At 43.6% G+C, this 16,092-nt stretch carries 18 protein-coding genes and 1 riboswitch; of the genes, 13 read left to right on the top strand and 5 right to left on the bottom strand.

Annotation, left to right across the window (positions count from 1 at the left end; translation table 11 throughout):
- Positions 1–6: 6 nt before the first annotated feature.
- The 11 genes from G5B60_RS05915 to G5B60_RS05865 all read left to right on the top strand — a co-directional run bounded on the left by G5B60_RS05915 (position 7) and on the right by G5B60_RS05865 (position 8,969).
- Positions 7–621, top strand: a complete 615-nt coding sequence (locus G5B60_RS05915) for an HAD-IA family hydrolase (protein WP_164683183.1) — start codon at positions 7–9, stop codon at positions 619–621.
- 103 nt (positions 622–724) lie between these two features.
- A complete protein-coding gene (locus G5B60_RS05910) occupies positions 725–1,294 on the top strand; it encodes an NAD-dependent epimerase/dehydratase family protein (RefSeq protein ID WP_164683182.1) in 570 nt (189 codons plus the stop codon).
- A gap of 2 nt (positions 1,295–1,296) precedes the next feature.
- The gene (locus G5B60_RS05905; protein WP_164683181.1) at positions 1,297–1,737 is read left to right on the top strand and encodes an SRPBCC family protein; all 441 of its coding nucleotides are present in this window, start codon (positions 1,297–1,299) and stop codon (positions 1,735–1,737) included.
- Positions 1,724–2,194 (top strand): RrF2 family transcriptional regulator, encoded by a 471-nt coding sequence (locus tag G5B60_RS05900; RefSeq protein ID WP_164683180.1) that lies wholly within the window; start codon positions 1,724–1,726, stop codon positions 2,192–2,194. Before G5B60_RS05905 ends, G5B60_RS05900 begins: the two co-directional genes overlap by 14 nt.
- 33 nt (positions 2,195–2,227) lie before the next feature.
- Entirely contained in the window at positions 2,228–2,938 is a 711-nt protein-coding gene (locus G5B60_RS05895) for an O-methyltransferase (protein ID WP_164683178.1), read from the top strand.
- A 96-nt stretch (positions 2,939–3,034) separates the two neighbouring features.
- Positions 3,035–4,081: a foldase PrsA gene (locus G5B60_RS05890; protein WP_164683176.1), complete on the top strand. Its 1,047-nt coding sequence runs from the start codon at positions 3,035–3,037 to the stop codon at positions 4,079–4,081.
- A 254-nt stretch (positions 4,082–4,335) separates the two neighbouring features.
- Positions 4,336–4,821: an LURP-one-related/scramblase family protein gene (locus tag G5B60_RS05885; protein WP_164683174.1), complete on the top strand. Its 486-nt coding sequence runs from the start codon at positions 4,336–4,338 to the stop codon at positions 4,819–4,821.
- A gap of 30 nt (positions 4,822–4,851) precedes the next feature.
- The gene (alaS, locus tag G5B60_RS05880) at positions 4,852–7,470 is read left to right on the top strand and encodes an alanine--tRNA ligase (RefSeq protein WP_164683172.1); all 2,619 of its coding nucleotides are present in this window, start codon (positions 4,852–4,854) and stop codon (positions 7,468–7,470) included.
- Positions 7,471–7,615: 145 nt separating this feature from the next.
- The gene (locus G5B60_RS05875) at positions 7,616–7,945 is read left to right on the top strand and encodes a hypothetical protein (protein ID WP_164683170.1); all 330 of its coding nucleotides are present in this window, start codon (positions 7,616–7,618) and stop codon (positions 7,943–7,945) included.
- A 51-nt stretch (positions 7,946–7,996) separates the two neighbouring features.
- Entirely contained in the window at positions 7,997–8,230 is a 234-nt protein-coding gene (locus G5B60_RS05870) for a helix-turn-helix transcriptional regulator (RefSeq protein ID WP_115269361.1), read from the top strand.
- Positions 8,202–8,969 (top strand): DUF3169 family protein, encoded by a 768-nt coding sequence (locus G5B60_RS05865; protein WP_164683168.1) that lies wholly within the window; start codon positions 8,202–8,204, stop codon positions 8,967–8,969. Before G5B60_RS05870 ends, G5B60_RS05865 begins: the two co-directional genes overlap by 29 nt.
- A 31-nt stretch (positions 8,970–9,000) precedes the next feature.
- On the opposite strand, the gene thiT is transcribed toward G5B60_RS05865, so the two are convergent.
- From thiT to nrdH, 5 genes are all read right to left on the bottom strand, one after another.
- The gene (gene thiT, locus G5B60_RS05860) at positions 9,001–9,561 is read right to left on the bottom strand and encodes an energy-coupled thiamine transporter ThiT (protein WP_164683166.1); all 561 of its coding nucleotides are present in this window, start codon (positions 9,559–9,561) and stop codon (positions 9,001–9,003) included.
- Between the two features lie 57 nt (positions 9,562–9,618).
- A riboswitch (TPP riboswitch) is annotated at positions 9,619–9,715 on the bottom strand.
- 50 nt (positions 9,716–9,765) lie between these two features.
- Positions 9,766–10,728, bottom strand: a complete 963-nt coding sequence (gene nrdF, locus G5B60_RS05855; protein ID WP_164683165.1) for a class 1b ribonucleoside-diphosphate reductase subunit beta — start codon at positions 10,726–10,728, stop codon at positions 9,766–9,768.
- Between the two features lie 15 nt (positions 10,729–10,743).
- Positions 10,744–11,127, bottom strand: coding sequence for a nuclear transport factor 2 family protein (locus G5B60_RS05850; protein ID WP_164683157.1), 384 nt, complete (start codon positions 11,125–11,127; stop codon positions 10,744–10,746).
- Positions 11,128–11,145: 18 nt separating this feature from the next.
- On the bottom strand, positions 11,146–13,305 hold the full coding sequence (nrdE, locus tag G5B60_RS05845; RefSeq protein ID WP_164683154.1) for a class 1b ribonucleoside-diphosphate reductase subunit alpha: 2,160 nt from the start codon (positions 13,303–13,305) through the stop codon (positions 11,146–11,148).
- A gap of 30 nt (positions 13,306–13,335) precedes the next feature.
- On the bottom strand, positions 13,336–13,560 hold the full coding sequence (nrdH, locus tag G5B60_RS05840) for a glutaredoxin-like protein NrdH (RefSeq protein ID WP_115269370.1): 225 nt from the start codon (positions 13,558–13,560) through the stop codon (positions 13,336–13,338).
- Positions 13,561–14,015: 455 nt separating this feature from the next.
- On the opposite strand from nrdH, the gene G5B60_RS05835 reads away from it, so the two are divergent.
- Together G5B60_RS05835 and ptsP are read left to right on the top strand one after the other, a co-directional pair.
- Positions 14,016–14,279, top strand: coding sequence for a phosphocarrier protein HPr (locus G5B60_RS05835; RefSeq protein WP_003064009.1), 264 nt, complete (start codon positions 14,016–14,018; stop codon positions 14,277–14,279).
- Position 14,280: 1 nt separating this feature from the next.
- Positions 14,281–16,014: a phosphoenolpyruvate--protein phosphotransferase gene (gene ptsP / locus G5B60_RS05830; RefSeq protein ID WP_164683152.1), complete on the top strand. Its 1,734-nt coding sequence runs from the start codon at positions 14,281–14,283 to the stop codon at positions 16,012–16,014.
- The last annotated feature ends 78 nt before the right edge of the window (positions 16,015–16,092 follow it).

Below are 16,092 nucleotides of genomic sequence, written 5' to 3'. Positions count from 1 at the left end.
GCGATTATGACAGCATTTATTTGGGATTTGGATGGGACGTTGATTGACTCTTATGAAGCCATCATCGAGGCGCTCGAGGTGACTTATAGAGCTTTTGATTTTCAAGATTGGGACAAAGAGGCTATTCATGCTTATATCCTAAAAGAGTCTGTAGGGCAGCTTTTGGAGAAGAAAGCTGGGGAAACGGGCACTTCTTTAGCGCAGCTAAAAGCCTTTTTCAACGACGAGCAGACCAAGCGTGATGATAAAATCAAGCTCTTACCATCCAGCAAAGAAGCGCTAGCTTTTGCAGACAAAGAAGGTATCCAGCAGTTTATGTACACGCACAAGGGGGCGAGTACGCAGGCTGTTTTAGAGGATTTGGGCATTAAGAGCTATTTCACCGAGATTTTGACGGGTGTTTCTGGCTTTGAGCGCAAACCCCATCCAGAGGGCGTTTACTATCTCATGGACAAATACAAGCTCAATCCTCATGACACCTACTACATCGGTGACCGTAAGCTAGATGTTGAGGTGGCAAAAAATGCTGGCATTGGCTCGATTAACCTCACTCAAGAGAGCAGTCCTATCAATCAAAAAATCCAAGATTTACGAGATCTTGAGACCTTATTTGCCAAATAATCAAAAAAATCATCGGAAACGGTGATTTTTCTGTTGACAAAAAAAGTCTTAGGATATATAATAGCCAAAGATAAAAAATATCCTAGGAAATGAGGTAAGGAAAATGACAACAATCGTAATGTTAGGTGGAAATGGTTATATCGGACGTCACACGACTATGAAATGGCTGGAAAAAGACAGCACAGCGCAGTTTTACGTGCTCTCACGCTCTGGCAAAAACAGATTGGTTGACCCACGAGTGCACACGCTAAAGGCGGATGTGTCTGACTATCAGTCTGTTGAGAGCGTCTTGCCAGACAAGGTCGACTATATCGTGGACTTTGTCGGACGCCCAGAAAAAGACCCAGAAGTCTTTAAGCAGGTCAATAACAAACCTGCAGAGGTCATGCAAAAAATCGCTGAAGAAAAAGGAGCGAAGGCTATGGGATTTGTCGGTGGAACCTTTGGTCCAAAATCCTTTGTCAATGGAAAAAAAGCCATTATGCAAGACCTTCAAAAAAGCTCAGTCCGCCTAGAAGTAGTAGAGCCAACGGTCGTTTACGGAGCAGACCGCAATGACGCTATCAGTAAAATGGTGCCACTCTTGAAAGTGTTCGGCGTTTTCTTCAAACAAATGAAACCAGTCACTGTTGACGCAGTCGTAAGCGAGTTGGTCGCAAAATTAACGAGGTAATCATGACAAAACGAGTTATTGTAGAAGAGACGATTAAAGCGCCGCTGGCTGAGACTTTTGACTGGTTTTACAAGTCAGAGCATTTCATCAAGTCACCTATTGTCTTTCGCTCCAGTTGGCGAGGGGAAAAGCACCGAGCGGGCACTAGACGAGACATCGTCATGATAGCAGGCTGGTACTCTGAGGAAATCACGGCTGTAGAAAAAGACAAGTTCATCCAGTACAGGGTGGTCAAGTCTGTACCAAGCGTTCGGCAGGATTTCACAGAGATTGCCTTTGAGGAGACATCATCAGGCACCAAGGTCACTTGGACTATTGACGTTGATGTCCCGCTTCCTCTGCTGAATAAGCCGATGACGGGCTTTGCTGGGCAAATGGCAAAGACGCTTTATCGGACGATTTTAAAAGCGGGCAAGGAGGAGCTGGAAAATGAAGATAAATAAAAGCGTTGAGCAGGGCATTTATGTACTTTTGATGATGGCACTGCAAAAAGAGCACGCCCCTGTCAAGAGCCATGTGCTCAGCCAGATTTTAGGGGTGTCTGACTCCTATCTCAAAAAGATTTTGATGAAGCTAGGAAAAGCGCAGCTGGTCGTCTCCAGTGCCAACAAGCACGGAGGCTACAGGCTGGCTCGTCCTATCACTGATGTGAGCCTAGCAGATGTCCTGATGGCGCTAGACGATGACAAGACTATTACTTTTAAGCACTTGTCGCAGGCTATCTTTGATGACAAACAGCATGTCAAAGAAGGTGAAGACAAGATTTTAAAAGCGCTAGAAGCAGGTCAGGCAGCTTTCTATCAAGAAGCCAGCAAGCTCAAACTCTCTGAGCTTCTACACGAGTACGCCTATGAGTCAGGTGTTTTTGACTGGGAAAAGCGTCTGGATGACGCTGATTAGCCAAGTGTTTTCTTTTTTGATATAATGTAATCTATGGTCAAATCATATTCAAAAAATGCAAATCACAACATGCGTCGTCCTGTGGTCAAAGAGGAGATTGTCAGCTTCATGCGGGAGCGCCAGCAGCAAAATACCGGCTTTCTAGCAGAGTTAGAGGCTTTTGCCAAGCATGAAAATATCCCTATCATCCCGCACGAGACGGTGGCTTATTTTCGTTTGTTACTGCAGACTTTGCAGCCCAAAAACATCCTTGAAATCGGGACTGCCATCGGTTTTTCAGCCCTTTTGATGGCAGATAATGCACCAAATGCGCACATCACAACGATTGACCGCAATCCTGAGATGATTGACTTTGCCAAGGAAAACTTTGCCAAGTATGATACTAGACAACAGATCACCTTGCTAGAAGGCGATGCGGCAGAAGTGCTGGGTGAGCTTGAGGGTTCTTATGACTTTGTTTTCATGGACTCTGCCAAGTCCAAGTACATCATTTTTTTGCCAGAAATTCTAAAGCGTATGCCTGTTGGTGGTGTGTTGGTGCTTGATGATATTTTCCAAGGCGGGGATGTGGCAAAGCCTATCCTTGAGGTGCGTAGAGGTCAGCGGACTATTTACCGAGGTTTGCAGCGTTTGTTTGACGCCACTTTGGACAATCCTGACCTGACAGCGTCCCTTGTGCCACTGGGCGATGGACTACTCATCCTGCGTAAAAACAAAGAGGACGTTATTCTACCAGAAAATTAAGCATGTTTTAAGAAATTATGGTATAATGAGTAAGATTAGTGTATGTTATTACTAATACACGCTTGTATCTTATCGATTAAGGAGACATATCTAACAATGAAAAAAAGCCGTAAAATCGCAGCTGGTCTCGTAACCTTATTGTCCGTAGCTACACTTGCAGCCTGCTCATCGTCATCAAAAGATTCATCTGTTATCACGATGAAAGGTGACACGATTACTGTTTCAGACGTCTACAATCAAGTCAAAAACAATTCAGCAACACAGCAAGCTGTGCTCACATTGACACTTCAACGTGTGCTTCAAGACCAATACGGTGACAAGGTCAGCGATAAAAAAGTCAGCGAAGCTTACAACAAAGTCGCTGAACAATACGGGACGTACTTCTCTGCCATCCTTGCGCAACAAGGTTTGACAACAGAAACCTACAAGCAACAACTGCGTGTGCAATTGCTCGTTGAAGCAGCAGTAGATGCCGCAGCGAAAAAGGAATTAACCACTAAAAACTATAAAGCCGCTTTCAAGAACTATGTGCCTGACACTAAGATTGAAGTCATCAAGCTAGACTCTGAAGATACAGCCAAGTCAGTCCTTGAAGAAGCTAAAAAAGACGGCGCTGATTTTGCAAGTATCGCAAAAGAAAAGACCACTGCGTCTGACAAAAAATACAAATACACTGTCAACTCAGCAACGACAAGCTCTACCTTACCATCAGCTGTATTGAGCGCTGCTTTGTCACAAGACGTGAACAGTGTGTCTGATGTTATCACCGTTACTGGCTCAAGCAGTTCATCTTACTATATCGTCAAAGTGACAGGTCGTGAGACGAAGAAATCAAACTGGAAAGACTATAAGAGCCAGTTGAAACAAGTCATCTTGAACGAGAAGAAATCAGACCAAAGCTTCCAAAACCAAGTCATCTCAAATGCACTTAAGAAAGCTAACGTTAAGGTGAAAGATTCTGCCTTTAGCAGTATCATGTCTGCTTACATCAACAACAGCTCAAGCAGTTCATCATCTTCATCATCTTCATCATCTTCATCAAGTTCTTCAAGCAGTTCAAGCTCATCAAGTAGCTCATCATCTTCAAGCGAAGCAAGTTCAGAAGCTAGCTCAACAGAAGAAAGCAGCTCAGCTTCTGAGTAATCAGACTTTCACTTGACCTAAGACCTAAAAGACAGTATAATAAAAAAGGATTTGACGCTTAAATCCCTATCAAGAGGATACTTTCAAACACTGGATTCAGAAAATTGGCGGTTGCTGCGAGCCAAGGACAGTGGAGAGTTGGCTACTTGATAGTCATAATTAAAGACAAATGAGAATGACAAGTTCATTGAATGAAGGTGGTACCGCGGTTTTTCGCCCTTCGTGAGATGACTTGTCTTTTTTGAGGTGATGTTATGGTAAAATGTTTTCGGATACAAGAAAAAGTCCTGTCCCTAGGTGGTCGCTTTGCTATCTATGACCAGTCAGGAGAAGTCGCTTACGAAGTTGAGGGGAGCTTTTTGAGACTTCCTAAAACCTTTACCATCTATGATACCAGCGGACAGGTGGTCAGTCGACTTGAAAAGCACATGGTGTCTCTGCTGCCTAAGTTTGACGTTATTCTGCAAAATGGCAGGACATTTACCATCCAAAAGGACTGGTCGCTCTTTAAACCGCACTATAGCATTGAAGCGCTAGGACTTGAGGTTGAGGGCAATTTTTGGGAGATGGACTTTAGGCTGTTAGCAAATGGCACAGAAGTCGCTACTATCTCACAAGAATGGCTGCGCCTGACATCAACCTACAATATCACTGTCTATGACGACAGCTATGCTGACTTGGTGATTTCACTGGTTATTGCTATCGACTATGTGAAAGAACTCGAAAATGCTGCAAACTAATGTGTACAAGAAGAAAGGATATATGATTTTATGAAACAAATGACAAGCGCTCAAGTGCGCCAGATGTGGTTGGATTTTTGGAAATCAAAAGGACACAGTGTAGAGCCATCGGCTAACCTCGTCCCTGTCAATGACCCAACTCTTCTGTGGATTAACTCTGGGGTTGCGACACTGAAAAAATATTTTGACGGCTCTGTTGTCCCTGAAAATCCACGTATCACCAATGCCCAAAAAGCTATCCGTACCAACGACATTGAAAATGTCGGAAAAACAGCTCGCCACCATACCATGTTTGAAATGCTTGGAAACTTCTCTGTTGGTGATTATTTCCGTGACGAAGCCATTGCTTGGGGCTATGAATTGCTGACTAGCCCTGAGTGGTTTGGTTTTCCAAAGGACAAGCTCTACATGACCTATTATCCAGATGACAAGGACTCTTACAACCGCTGGATTGAGATGGGAGTTGAGCCTAGTCATTTGATTCCGATTGAGGACAATTTCTGGGAAATCGGTGCTGGACCTTCTGGACCAGATACAGAGATTTTCTTTGACCGTGGTGAAGAGTTTGACCCAGACAATATCGGTATCCGTCTCTTAGCAGAAGACATCGAAAACGACCGCTATATCGAAATCTGGAACATCGTATTGTCACAGTTCAATGCTGACCCATCTGTACCACGTAGTGAGTACAAGGAATTGCCACACAAAAATATTGATACGGGCGCTGGTTTGGAGCGTTTGGTTGCTGTCATCCAAGGGGCTAAGACCAACTTTGAGACTGACCTTTTCATGCCGATTATCCGTGAGATTGAAAAACTTTCAGGTAAGACCTATGATCCAGATGGCGACAACATGAGCTTTAAGGTCATTGCTGACCACATCCGCTCACTTGCCTTTGCCATCGGTGACGGGGCGCTTCCTGGAAATGAAGGACGTGGCTATGTGCTTCGTCGTCTGCTTCGTCGTGCCGTTATGCATGGACGTCGTCTCGGTATCAAGGACACTTTCCTCTATAAGCTCGTTCCAACTGTTGGGCAAATCATGGAAAGCTACTATCCAGAAGTGCTTGAAAAACGTGATTTCATTGAAAAGATTATCAAGCGTGAAGAGGAAACCTTTGCTCGTACTATCGACGCTGGCTCAAACATGCTAGATGATTTGCTAGCTGAGCTCAAGGCTGAAAACAAAGACACACTGGATGGCAAAAATATCTTTAAACTCTATGATACCTACGGTTTCCCAGTTGAGTTGACAGAGGAGTTGGCTGAGGACGCTGGCTTTAAGATTGACCACGAAGGGTTTGAAAAAGCCATGAAAGAACAGCAAGAGCGTGCTCGTGCAAGTGTCGTCAAAGGTGGCTCTATGGGTATGCAAAACGAAACCCTATCAGGTATCACAGAGCCTTCAAGCTTTGACTACGAGCGTCAAGAGCTTGACGCCAAACTTTCTGTTATCGTCGCTGACAATGAACGCACAGAGATGGTCTCTGAAGGCGAAGCGATTCTCGTCTTTGACCAAACACCATTCTACGCTGAAATGGGTGGACAAGTAGCTGACCACGGTGTCATCCAAAATGCCAAGGGTGAGCTGGTTGCTCAAGTGACTGACGTTCAAAAAGCACCAAACGGTCAAGCCCTTCACACAGTAGAAGTGCGTGCGTCACTAGCTGTTGGGGAAACTTATCATCTTGTTATTGACAAGACACGCCGTCAACGTGTCATGAAAAACCACACAGCAACGCACCTGCTCCACGCTGCGCTGCACAATGTCATCGGACAACACGCTACACAGGCAGGTTCTCTCAATGAAGCTGAGTTCCTACGCTTTGACTTTACCCACTTCGAAGCAGTAAGCGCAGATGAGCTCAAGCGTATCGAGCGTGAAGTCAATGAAAAAATCTGGGAAGCTATCCCTGTAGTTACTATCGAAACAGATATTGACACCGCTAAGGGCATGGGAGCTATGGCGCTCTTTGGTGAAAAATACGGCAAAGATGTCCGTGTCGTGACTATCGGTGACTACTCTATCGAGCTTTGTGGTGGTACCCATGTTGGCAACACCTCTGAAATCGGTATCTTCAAGATTGTCAAAGAAGAAGGTATCGGCTCTGGTACACGTCGTATCCTTGCAGTGACTGGTCGTGAAGCTTACATGGCATTCCGTGAAGAAGAGGAAGCGCTAAAAGAAATCGCACAAACCCTCAAAGCACCACAATTGCAACAAGTACCAAGCAAAGTCGCAACACTTCAAGAGCAAGTGCACAAACTGCAAAAAGAAAACACAAGCTTGAAAGAAAAAGCTGCAGCTGCCGCAGCTGGCGATATCTTCAAAGACGTCAAAGAAGCTGCAGGCAAACGCTACATCGCTAGTCAAGTTTCTGTATCAGACGCTGGTGCGCTCCGTACTTTTGCGGACAATTGGAAACAAAAAGACTACTCTGATGTGCTTGTTTTAGCTGCAGCTATTGGTGACAAGGTCAATGTCCTTGTGGCAAGCAAATCAAGTGATGTTCACGCTGGTAACCTCATCAAGACCCTTGCGCCAATCGTGAGCGGTCGTGGTGGCGGTAAGCCAGACATGGCAATGGCAGGCGGTAGCGACGCATCCGCTATCGACAAACTCCTTGCCGCAGTGGGCGACAATCTCTAATACATGAAAAACGAACCTCGTGTTCGTTTTTTTCTGTCTCTAATGACAAAAATCGTTAGATTTTTGACAAATATCCTTGTCAAAATGACAGTGATGTGTTACAATAAAAGTATGGAAAACGATTACAAGAAAAAGGAGAAAGTCTATGGGATCTTTGGGATGGATGATGTTATCGTTTTTGGTTCTGGTTTTCATTGTTTACTATGCAGATAACCAGAACAAGATGAAGCGATTGCAAAAGCAGGTTAAGCGTTTAGCTGCAGGAGAGAAAGGAGTCAATGAAATGTCAGTATTATTACAAGAATTTGTCGGAAAGAAGTGTGTTATTGTCTTAGATGATTCAATAACAGGACTTGATAATTGGATTTTAGAAGCTTATGATGAGCAGTGGGCGAAGTTGACACGAGAAACAAAAAAAGGTCAGAAAGTAAAACTCATCCGTGTTGATGACATCAAGACTATTCAAGACTATTGATTATGCGTGAGCGCTTGGTGCGAGCGTTAAAAGACGAGGAGGTGTCGCTAGATGTTGCAAAATCGTCTGAAAGAACTACGGGCTAGAGAGGGGATCAATCAGACTAAAATGGCGCAGCTTGCCGGTGTTTCACGGCAGACCGTCAGCCTGATTGAGCGGGGTGAGTACACGCCGTCGGTTCTGATTGCCCTAAAGATAGCACAGGTTTTTAAGGAGCCACTGGAGAGAGTATTTTGGTTAACGGAGGAAAAGGAAGATGAAAACAGCGAAGAAACAGCCAAATAGCTGGTTGAGACTGGTCAAGCAGTTGCTTATCGGAGGGATTTCAGGACTCGTTTTAGGCGGTGTGACAGGATTTTTATTGGCGTATTTTAGATACCACGAAAGCCCTTCTATCAGCTCAGAAGACGTGCTGATGGTCGTCTCCACTTTGTTTCGTGTGACTTATGTTGTTCTGACTGTGCTAGCTGCCATTTTTCTCTATCTAGCAGCTAGAGACATGAAGGTGTACAGTAATTGTGAGGATGATGAGGCGAGCGATACGCTCTATCGTAGGCTCAACCGCAGATTTGCTTATGGTACAACAGCAAGTGGCAGTGCGAGTATCCTAGCTCTTGTGAGCTTAGTAACGTCCTTTCGTATCGTTCCAAGTGCAGGTGATGTTGACCTGCAAATCATGCTTGTCGATTTTGTCGGGCTTATTGTAGCAGGTGGACTTCAAGCCTACTCCTTACATCTTTATCGGAAATTCCGTGGCATTAGTATGTCTCTATTTCCAACATTGAAAGAAATAAAAGCCAATGCACTGCAGCAAGACGAAGCGGAGCTCCAAGCCAACTATAAAATCAGCTTTGATATTGTCATGGGATTGAGCGGTATTGTCTTACCAACGCTTTATGTCATTTTGATGGTACTATCATTTTTTACAGGTCAGGTGCAGATTGTGGGGCTCTGTGTCGCTGTTGTGATTCACCTTTATATCTTTATCATGCAGATTAAGATGGTCAATGACTTTTACAAATAAAAAAGCCAACTCTTAGCAGTTGGCTTTTTAGCTAGTCGACCTCAAACAATCGAGGGTAAGATAGGATTAAAACGGTTAAGCAGATAGCGACAATGACCCATGTGGCGAGTCCGGCAGGAACGTTTACTGTTACAGAGTACCAGACAGCGCTCATGCCTTTTGGCGCATAAGACCCCCAAAAGAGAAAGCCAGCCACAAAGTGAAAGAAATAGCGCACAGCACAGGCGATAAAAGAAGCCAAATAAGCCGTTGCAAGAGCTTTAACTTTTTGCTGTGCTTTTAGTTGTTTCTGAAAACGATTAGCAAAAAGCCCTGCAAGTCCCATAACCGTAAAGGCGATGAGGTACTCGATAACGACTTGGCTAAGACTGAGATAGTAGACTTTTCCAAGGACAAAGTGCAAGAGCCCCCAGATAAAACCACTGACCAAACCATACTTGAGTCCACGACGTAGGCTGAGAAAGACCAAAGGAATAGCTCCAAAAGATGGCGTCACCCATGACGCAAAGTCAGGGATGAAAGATAAAACCATAGCCAGAGCGGCAAAGAGAGCTGCCTCGATGAGGGCTCTGCTGTTCGATGATGTTGACATAAAAACTCCTCTCAAATCAGAAAGGAGTTTTGTGTCTTGCGTTCAAATGATGTATTTAACCGTCAATGTCACAATCCCTACGCTCGTCCTAACGAGATCAGGTTAGAGGATTTCGCAAATGCGATCTCAGCTCAAGGCACTCCTTTGTGATATGTAATTGTTTACATTCTATCATGAAAGCGCAAACTTGTCAACTAGCTTGTTTTAGTCTAGTCCATATAGGTAGTCGCTATCTGTCATCGCCTCAACAGTACCAAGGAGATAGCCATTGCCGACTTGAGAGAAGAAGTCGTGGTTTGATGTTCCTGTTGAGATACCGTTCATGACGATAGGATTGACATCGTTTGCTGTGTCAGGAAAGAGGGGGTCTTGCCCTAAGTTCATGAGGGCTTTGTTGGCATTGTAGCGTAGGAAGGTCATGACCTCCTCAGTCCAGCCGACAGCGTCGTAGAGTGTATGGGTGTATTTTTCCTCGTTTTCATAGAGTTGGTAGAGGAGGTCGTACATCCACTCACGAAAGGCGTCTTGTTCTTCCTCTGATAGCTCGTTAAAGCCCAGCTGGAACTTGTAGCCGATGTAGGTGCCGTGCACAGACTCGTCACGGATGATGAGCTTGATGATTTCAGCGACATTGGCGAGTTTGTTATTGCCCAGATAGTAAAGAGGGGTGAAAAAGCCAGAGTAGAAAAGGAAAGTTTCAAGATAGGTAGAAGCGACCTTTTTCTGGAGGGCGTCACCGTTTTGGTAAATGTCGTTGATGATACGTGCTTTTTCTTGCAGGTATTCGTTGTTATTAGTCCACTCAAAGATGTCTTCGATTTCAGACTTGGTGTTTAGGGTTGAAAAGATAGATGAGTAAGATTTGGCGTGTACAGACTCCATAAACTGGATGTTGTTGAGGACAGCTTCTTCGTGCGGTGTGCGAACGTCTGCTCGGATAGCTTCGACACCAGACTCAGACTGCATGGTGTCAAGCAAAGTCAAGCCCCCAAAGACTTTTCCAACCAAGTCCTTTTCAACATCTGAGAGCTTGCGCCAGTCGTCAAGGTCATTAGACAGAGGGATACGAGTATCCAACCAAAATTGCTCGGTCAGCTTTTCCCATGTCGACTTGTCGATAACGTCTTCGATTTCATTCCAGTTAATGGCTTCATAGTAAGTAGGCATTGTATTCTCCTTTGGTTAAAACATGGTACGACCAGACTTGGTATCTACGATAACTTCTTGGATACTATCCCAGTGTTCAACGATTTTGCCCTTAGTATCAAAGCGGAAAAAATCCATAGTGATGTATTCTTTATTGTCAGGTGCGCCCCAAACTTGGTGTGTATGGAGAGCGACAAGGTCGTCTTGAGCAATAGCACGCAAGAAACGCACAGACTTATCAGGATATTCTCTTTGCATGCGATTGAAATAATCAATAAACCCTTGTTTGCCGTCTGCTACAAGCGGATTGTGCTGAAAGTAGTCGTCTCCAACATAATCGTGAACCGCTTTTTCAGGATTACCCTCAAAAGCCATTTTATAAAACTGGATAGCTGTTTTTTTGTTTTCGAGTGGTGTCATGGTGTACCTCCTGTGCTGCTAGATAACGCAAGATTCACATTGATTGGCGCCAACTTCATCGCCATCATCGGTATAGGTGCGGATGTAGTAGATAGACTTGACCCCTTTGTTAAAGGCATAGTTGCGCAAAATAGAGAGGTCACGTGTGGTTTGTTTTGTTTGCGTTTTCCACTCGTAGAGCCCTTCAGGAATCTCGCTACGCAAGAACAAAGTCAGAGACAAGCCTTGGTCGACATGCTCTGTCGCAGCAGCGTAGACATCAATCACCTTACGCATGTCCATGTCATAGGCAGAAGTATAGTAAGGAATGGTGTCTGTTGACAAACCATAGGCGGGATAGTAGATTTTACCGATTTTCTTTTCTTGGCGCTCCTCGATACGCTGTGTAATCGGATGAAGCGAAGCCGATACATCGTTGATGTAGCTGATAGAGCCGTTTGGTGCGACAGCTAGGCGATTTTGGTGGTAAAGTCCATCTGCCATAACCGCATCACGTAGAGCCATCCAATCTTTTGCTTGTGGGATGAAGTGGTCTTTAAAGAGCTCTTTGACGAGGTCTGACTGTGGCACAAAGTTACCTGTGATGTATTTGTCAAAGTAAGAGCCGTTAGCGTAGTCAGAGTTTTCAAAGCCGACAAAGCTGGTCTTACGCTCACGAGCGATTTGATTAGACTCGACCAGTGTCCAGTAGTTCATCAACATAAAGTAGATATTGGTAAACTCGATAGACTCTTTACTGCCGTAGTGGATGTGATTTTTAGCAAAGTAAGAATGCAGCCCCATTGCCCCAAGTCCGATAGTGTGCGCTTGGCTGTTACCGTTTTTGATAGTCGGCACTGCTTCGATGTTTGAGCTATCTGTGACAAAGGTCAGCGCACGTGTCATGGTTCTGATAGAGCGCCCAAAGTCAGGCGAGGTCATCATATTGACGACGTTTGTAGAGCCGAGGTTACATGAGATGTCTGTTCCCATGACTTCGTATTCTTGTGCGTCATTGATAAGGCTAGGCTTTTGCACTTGAAGTACTTCAGAACAGAGGTTAGACATGATGATTTTCCCGTCAATCGGATTGTGGCGGTTAGCCGTGTCAATATTGATGATGTAAGGATAGCCAGACTCTTGTTGGAGTTTTGAGATTTCTGTTTCTAAATCACGTGCCTTGATTTTAGTTTTGACGATGTTTGGATTAGCCACCATCTCGTCGTATTTGGCAGTGATGTCGATGTAGTTGTAAGGCACACCATACTCACGCTCAATAGAGTAAGGGCTAAAGAGATACATATCAGCGTCTTTACGCACCAACTCGTAAAACTTATCTGGTACGGTAATTCCTAGAGACAAGGTCTTGACACGTACTTTTTCATCGGCATTTTCCTTTTTAGTAGAGAGGAAGTTGAGAATATCTGGGTGAAAGACATCAAGATAAACCGCACCAGCTCCTTGGCGTTGCCCCAACTGGTTAGAATAGGAAAAGCTATCCTCAAAGAGTTTCATAACTGGCACCACACCAGAAGCCGCTCCAGCATAGCCCTTGATAGGAGCGCCAGCTTCACGCAGATTGCTAAGGGAAATCCCAACACCACCACCGATACGAGACAATTGCAGAGCAGAGTTGATAGAGCGCCCAATAGCATTCATATCGTCAGTCACTTGGATAAGAAAACAAGAGACAAACTCGCCACGACGGCTACGCCCAGCATTTAAAAAGCTAGGTGTCGCTGGTTGATAGCGTTGGTTAATCATCTCAATCGCCAAATCATGCGCTAACGCTTCATTGCCATCAGCAAAGTAGAGAGCGTTGAAAAGCACACGGTCTTCGATACTTTCTAGATAGTAATTGCCATCATTGGTCTTTAGCGCATACTGCTGGTAAAACTTGTAGGCAGCCATAAAGGACTTGAAGCGGAACTTATGCTCTTTTAGTTCTTGTGCGAGCTTTTCGATAAAGGCTGGTGTGTATTTCTTGATAAAAGCACTCTCGATATAGTCATGCTCGATAAGATAGTTGATTTTATCTGTAATCGTGTCAAAAGGCATGGTGTTAGGCTCTACATTTTCAACAAAAAATGCCTGCAAGGCTTCTTTGTCTTTATGAAGTGGGATTTGCCCATTGACAGGACGATTGATTTCATTATTTAGGCGAAAATATGAGACGTCGCCCAAGTTTTTTAAGCTCATAGGATTTCCTTTTTCTATTTAAAATGTTGTTTAGAGAATTTCTTTTAGTTTACTTGGTTGGAAACCAGAAAAACGAACATCACCTGCTTCGATGACAGGGACGGCTTTAAAGCCAAGGTTGACAAGGTATTCAATCTTTTCAGGATGTTCATCAACATTGATTTCTTCAAAGTCAGCTCCATTTTGCTCCAAAAATTTCTTTGTCATTTTGCATTGCATGCAGTTATTTTTTGAAAATAGCGTAATCTTAGCCATAAACAGTCTCCTTTGAAATTTTGTACCTTCTTAGCATAGCCCAATATAGACAAAAATGCAAGCTTTTTATTTTGAAAGACACAAGATATAGTATTGCAATTATTTTTCAAAAACTAAATATTGGGATTTTTAATCTTTTTTAAACCAAAATAGAGAAATCCAATCTTTTTTAGGATTCATTCTACGAAAAAGACTGGAAATGACTTTCAAAAAAGCGCTTTTTTCTGTTAGATAGTTGCTAAAAAATGAGGAAATGAAAAAGAAAATAAAGGAGAATAAAAGCGCTGTAAAGTCAGTGTTTTAAAGGGCTTAGCAAATTCTCTGAAAATAAGATAGACAGCTTTGAAATTTTAATCTTGAAAATCAAATCATATTGTGCTATAATCTCTAGTTGTAAGGGTTATCATCTCGATAATTCAAAAATTTACAAATTATTTATAAAGGAGAATCCAATTATGGCTTCAAAAGATTTCCACATTGTTGCAGAAACAGGTATCCACGCACGTCCAGCAACTTTGCTTGTTCAAACTGCTAGCAAATTTGCTTCAGATATCACTCTTGATTACAAAGGTAAAGCAGTAAACCTTAAATCTATCATGGGTGTTATGAGCCTTGGTGTTGGTCAAGGTGCAGATGTTACTATCTCTGCTGAAGGTGCTGACGCTGACGATGCTCTTGCAGCTATCGAAGAAACAATGACAAAAGAAGGATTGGCATAAGATGACAGAAATGCTTAAAGGAATTGCGGCATCTGACGGTGTTGCTGTTGCTAAAGCATATCTACTCGTTCAACCGGATTTGTCATTTGAGACTGTTACAGTTGAAGATACAAATGCAGAAGAAGCTCGCCTAGATGCAGCATTAAAAGCATCACAGGACGAGCTTTCTGTTATCCGTGAGAAAGCAGTAGAAAGCCTTGGCGAAGAAGCAGCGGCTGTCTTTGATGCTCACTTGATGGTTCTTGCTGACCCAGAGATGATTGGTCAGATTAAAGAAACAATTCGTGCAAAACAAGTCAACGCAGAAAGCGGACTTAAAGAAGTAACAGACATGTTCATCACGATTTTTGAAGGCATGGATGACAATCCATACATGCAAGAACGTGCTTCAGATATTCGTGACGTGGCTAAGCGTGTCTTGGCGCACTTGCTCGGTGCTAAATTGCCAAACCCAGCGACTATCGACGAAGAGTCTATCGTTATCGCTCACGATTTGACACCATCAGATACAGCACAATTAAACAAAAAGTTTGTTAAAGCATTCGTAACCAATATCGGAGGACGTACAAGTCACTCTGCTATCATGGCACGTACGCTTGAAATTGCAGCTGTTCTTGGTACAAACGACATCACAGAACGTGTGAAAGACGGTGATATTGTTGCTGTTAACGGTATCACAGGTGATGTGATTATCAACCCAACAGATGAGCAAATCGCTGAATTTAAAGCAGCTGGTGAAGCTTACGCTAAACAAAAGGCAGAATGGGCACTTCTTAAAGATGCTAAAACCGTAACAGCTGACGGCAAACACTTTGAACTTGCAGCCAACATCGGTACACCAAAAGACGTTGAAGGTGTTAACGCTAATGGTGCTGAAGCTGTTGGTCTTTACCGTACAGAGTTCCTCTACATGGACTCTCAAGATTTCCCAACAGAAGATGAGCAATACGAAGCTTACAAGGCTGTTCTTGAAGGTATGAACGGTAAACCAGTTGTTGTCCGTACAATGGACATCGGTGGTGACAAGGAACTTCCTTACTTTGACCTTCCAAAAGAAATGAACCCATTCCTTGGTTTCCGTGCCCTTCGTATCTCTATCTCTGAAACTGGAAATCAAATGTTCCGTACACAACTTCGTGCCCTTCTTCGTGCTTCTGTACACGGTCAATTGCGTATCATGTTCCCAATGGTAGCGCTTCTAAAAGAATTCCGTGCAGCAAAAGCTATCTTTGAAGAAGAAAAAGCAAACCTTAAAGCTGAAGGTGTAGCGGTTTCAGATGATATCCAAGTTGGTATCATGATTGAAATCCCAGCAGCAGCTATGCTTGCGGACCAATTTGCAAAAGAAGTTGACTTCTTCTCAATCGGTACAAACGACCTTATCCAGTACACAATGGCTGCAGACCGTATGAACGAACAAGTGTCATACCTCTACCAACCATACAACCCATCTATCCTTCGTTTGATTAACAACGTTATCAAAGCAGCTCACGCTGAAGGCAAATGGGCTGGTATGTGTGGTGAAATGGCTGGTGACCAAACTGCTGTGCCACTTCTTGTGGGTATGGGACTTGATGAGTTCTCAATGTCAGCAACATCAGTTCTTCGTACACGTAGCTTGATGAAGAAACTAGATACTAAGAAAATGGAAGAATACGCTAACCGTGCGCTTACAGAATGCTCAACAATGGAAGAAGTTATTGAGCTTGGTAAAGAATACGTTAACGTTGACTAATTCCTATTAAGATACTTAATCGTTTGATTAAGTGTCTTTTTTTATCTTTTGCTTGAAGGAAATGAGTTTAGACATGCT

The sequence above is a fragment of the Streptococcus hyointestinalis genome, from assembly GCF_011039275.1.
GTDB classification, from domain to species: domain Bacteria; phylum Bacillota; class Bacilli; order Lactobacillales; family Streptococcaceae; genus Streptococcus; species Streptococcus hyointestinalis_A.
The sequence above is the reverse complement of the archived record's forward strand: the minus strand, read 5'-3'. Positions and strand labels throughout refer to the sequence as shown.

Coding starts and splice junctions, on each gene's coding strand:
- G5B60_RS05915 (WP_164683183.1), top strand. CDS start 7: ATGACAGCATTTATTTGGGATTTGGATGGGACGTTGATTGACTCTTAT.
- G5B60_RS05910 (WP_164683182.1), top strand. CDS start 725: ATGACAACAATCGTAATGTTAGGTGGAAATGGTTATATCGGACGTCAC.
- G5B60_RS05905 (WP_164683181.1), top strand. CDS start 1,297: ATGACAAAACGAGTTATTGTAGAAGAGACGATTAAAGCGCCGCTGGCT.
- G5B60_RS05900 (WP_164683180.1), top strand. CDS start 1,724: ATGAAGATAAATAAAAGCGTTGAGCAGGGCATTTATGTACTTTTGATG.
- G5B60_RS05895 (WP_164683178.1), top strand. CDS start 2,228: ATGGTCAAATCATATTCAAAAAATGCAAATCACAACATGCGTCGTCCT.
- G5B60_RS05890 (WP_164683176.1), top strand. CDS start 3,035: ATGAAAAAAAGCCGTAAAATCGCAGCTGGTCTCGTAACCTTATTGTCC.
- G5B60_RS05885 (WP_164683174.1), top strand. CDS start 4,336: ATGGTAAAATGTTTTCGGATACAAGAAAAAGTCCTGTCCCTAGGTGGT.
- alaS (WP_164683172.1), top strand. CDS start 4,852: ATGAAACAAATGACAAGCGCTCAAGTGCGCCAGATGTGGTTGGATTTT.
- G5B60_RS05875 (WP_164683170.1), top strand. CDS start 7,616: ATGGGATCTTTGGGATGGATGATGTTATCGTTTTTGGTTCTGGTTTTC.
- G5B60_RS05870 (WP_115269361.1), top strand. CDS start 7,997: ATGTTGCAAAATCGTCTGAAAGAACTACGGGCTAGAGAGGGGATCAAT.
- G5B60_RS05865 (WP_164683168.1), top strand. CDS start 8,202: ATGAAAACAGCGAAGAAACAGCCAAATAGCTGGTTGAGACTGGTCAAG.
- thiT (WP_164683166.1), bottom strand. CDS start 9,561: ATGTCAACATCATCGAACAGCAGAGCCCTCATCGAGGCAGCTCTCTTT.
- nrdF (WP_164683165.1), bottom strand. CDS start 10,728: ATGCCTACTTACTATGAAGCCATTAACTGGAATGAAATCGAAGACGTT.
- G5B60_RS05850 (WP_164683157.1), bottom strand. CDS start 11,127: ATGACACCACTCGAAAACAAAAAAACAGCTATCCAGTTTTATAAAATG.
- nrdE (WP_164683154.1), bottom strand. CDS start 13,305: ATGAGCTTAAAAAACTTGGGCGACGTCTCATATTTTCGCCTAAATAAT.
- nrdH (WP_115269370.1), bottom strand. CDS start 13,560: ATGGCTAAGATTACGCTATTTTCAAAAAATAACTGCATGCAATGCAAA.
- G5B60_RS05835 (WP_003064009.1), top strand. CDS start 14,016: ATGGCTTCAAAAGATTTCCACATTGTTGCAGAAACAGGTATCCACGCA.
- ptsP (WP_164683152.1), top strand. CDS start 14,281: ATGACAGAAATGCTTAAAGGAATTGCGGCATCTGACGGTGTTGCTGTT.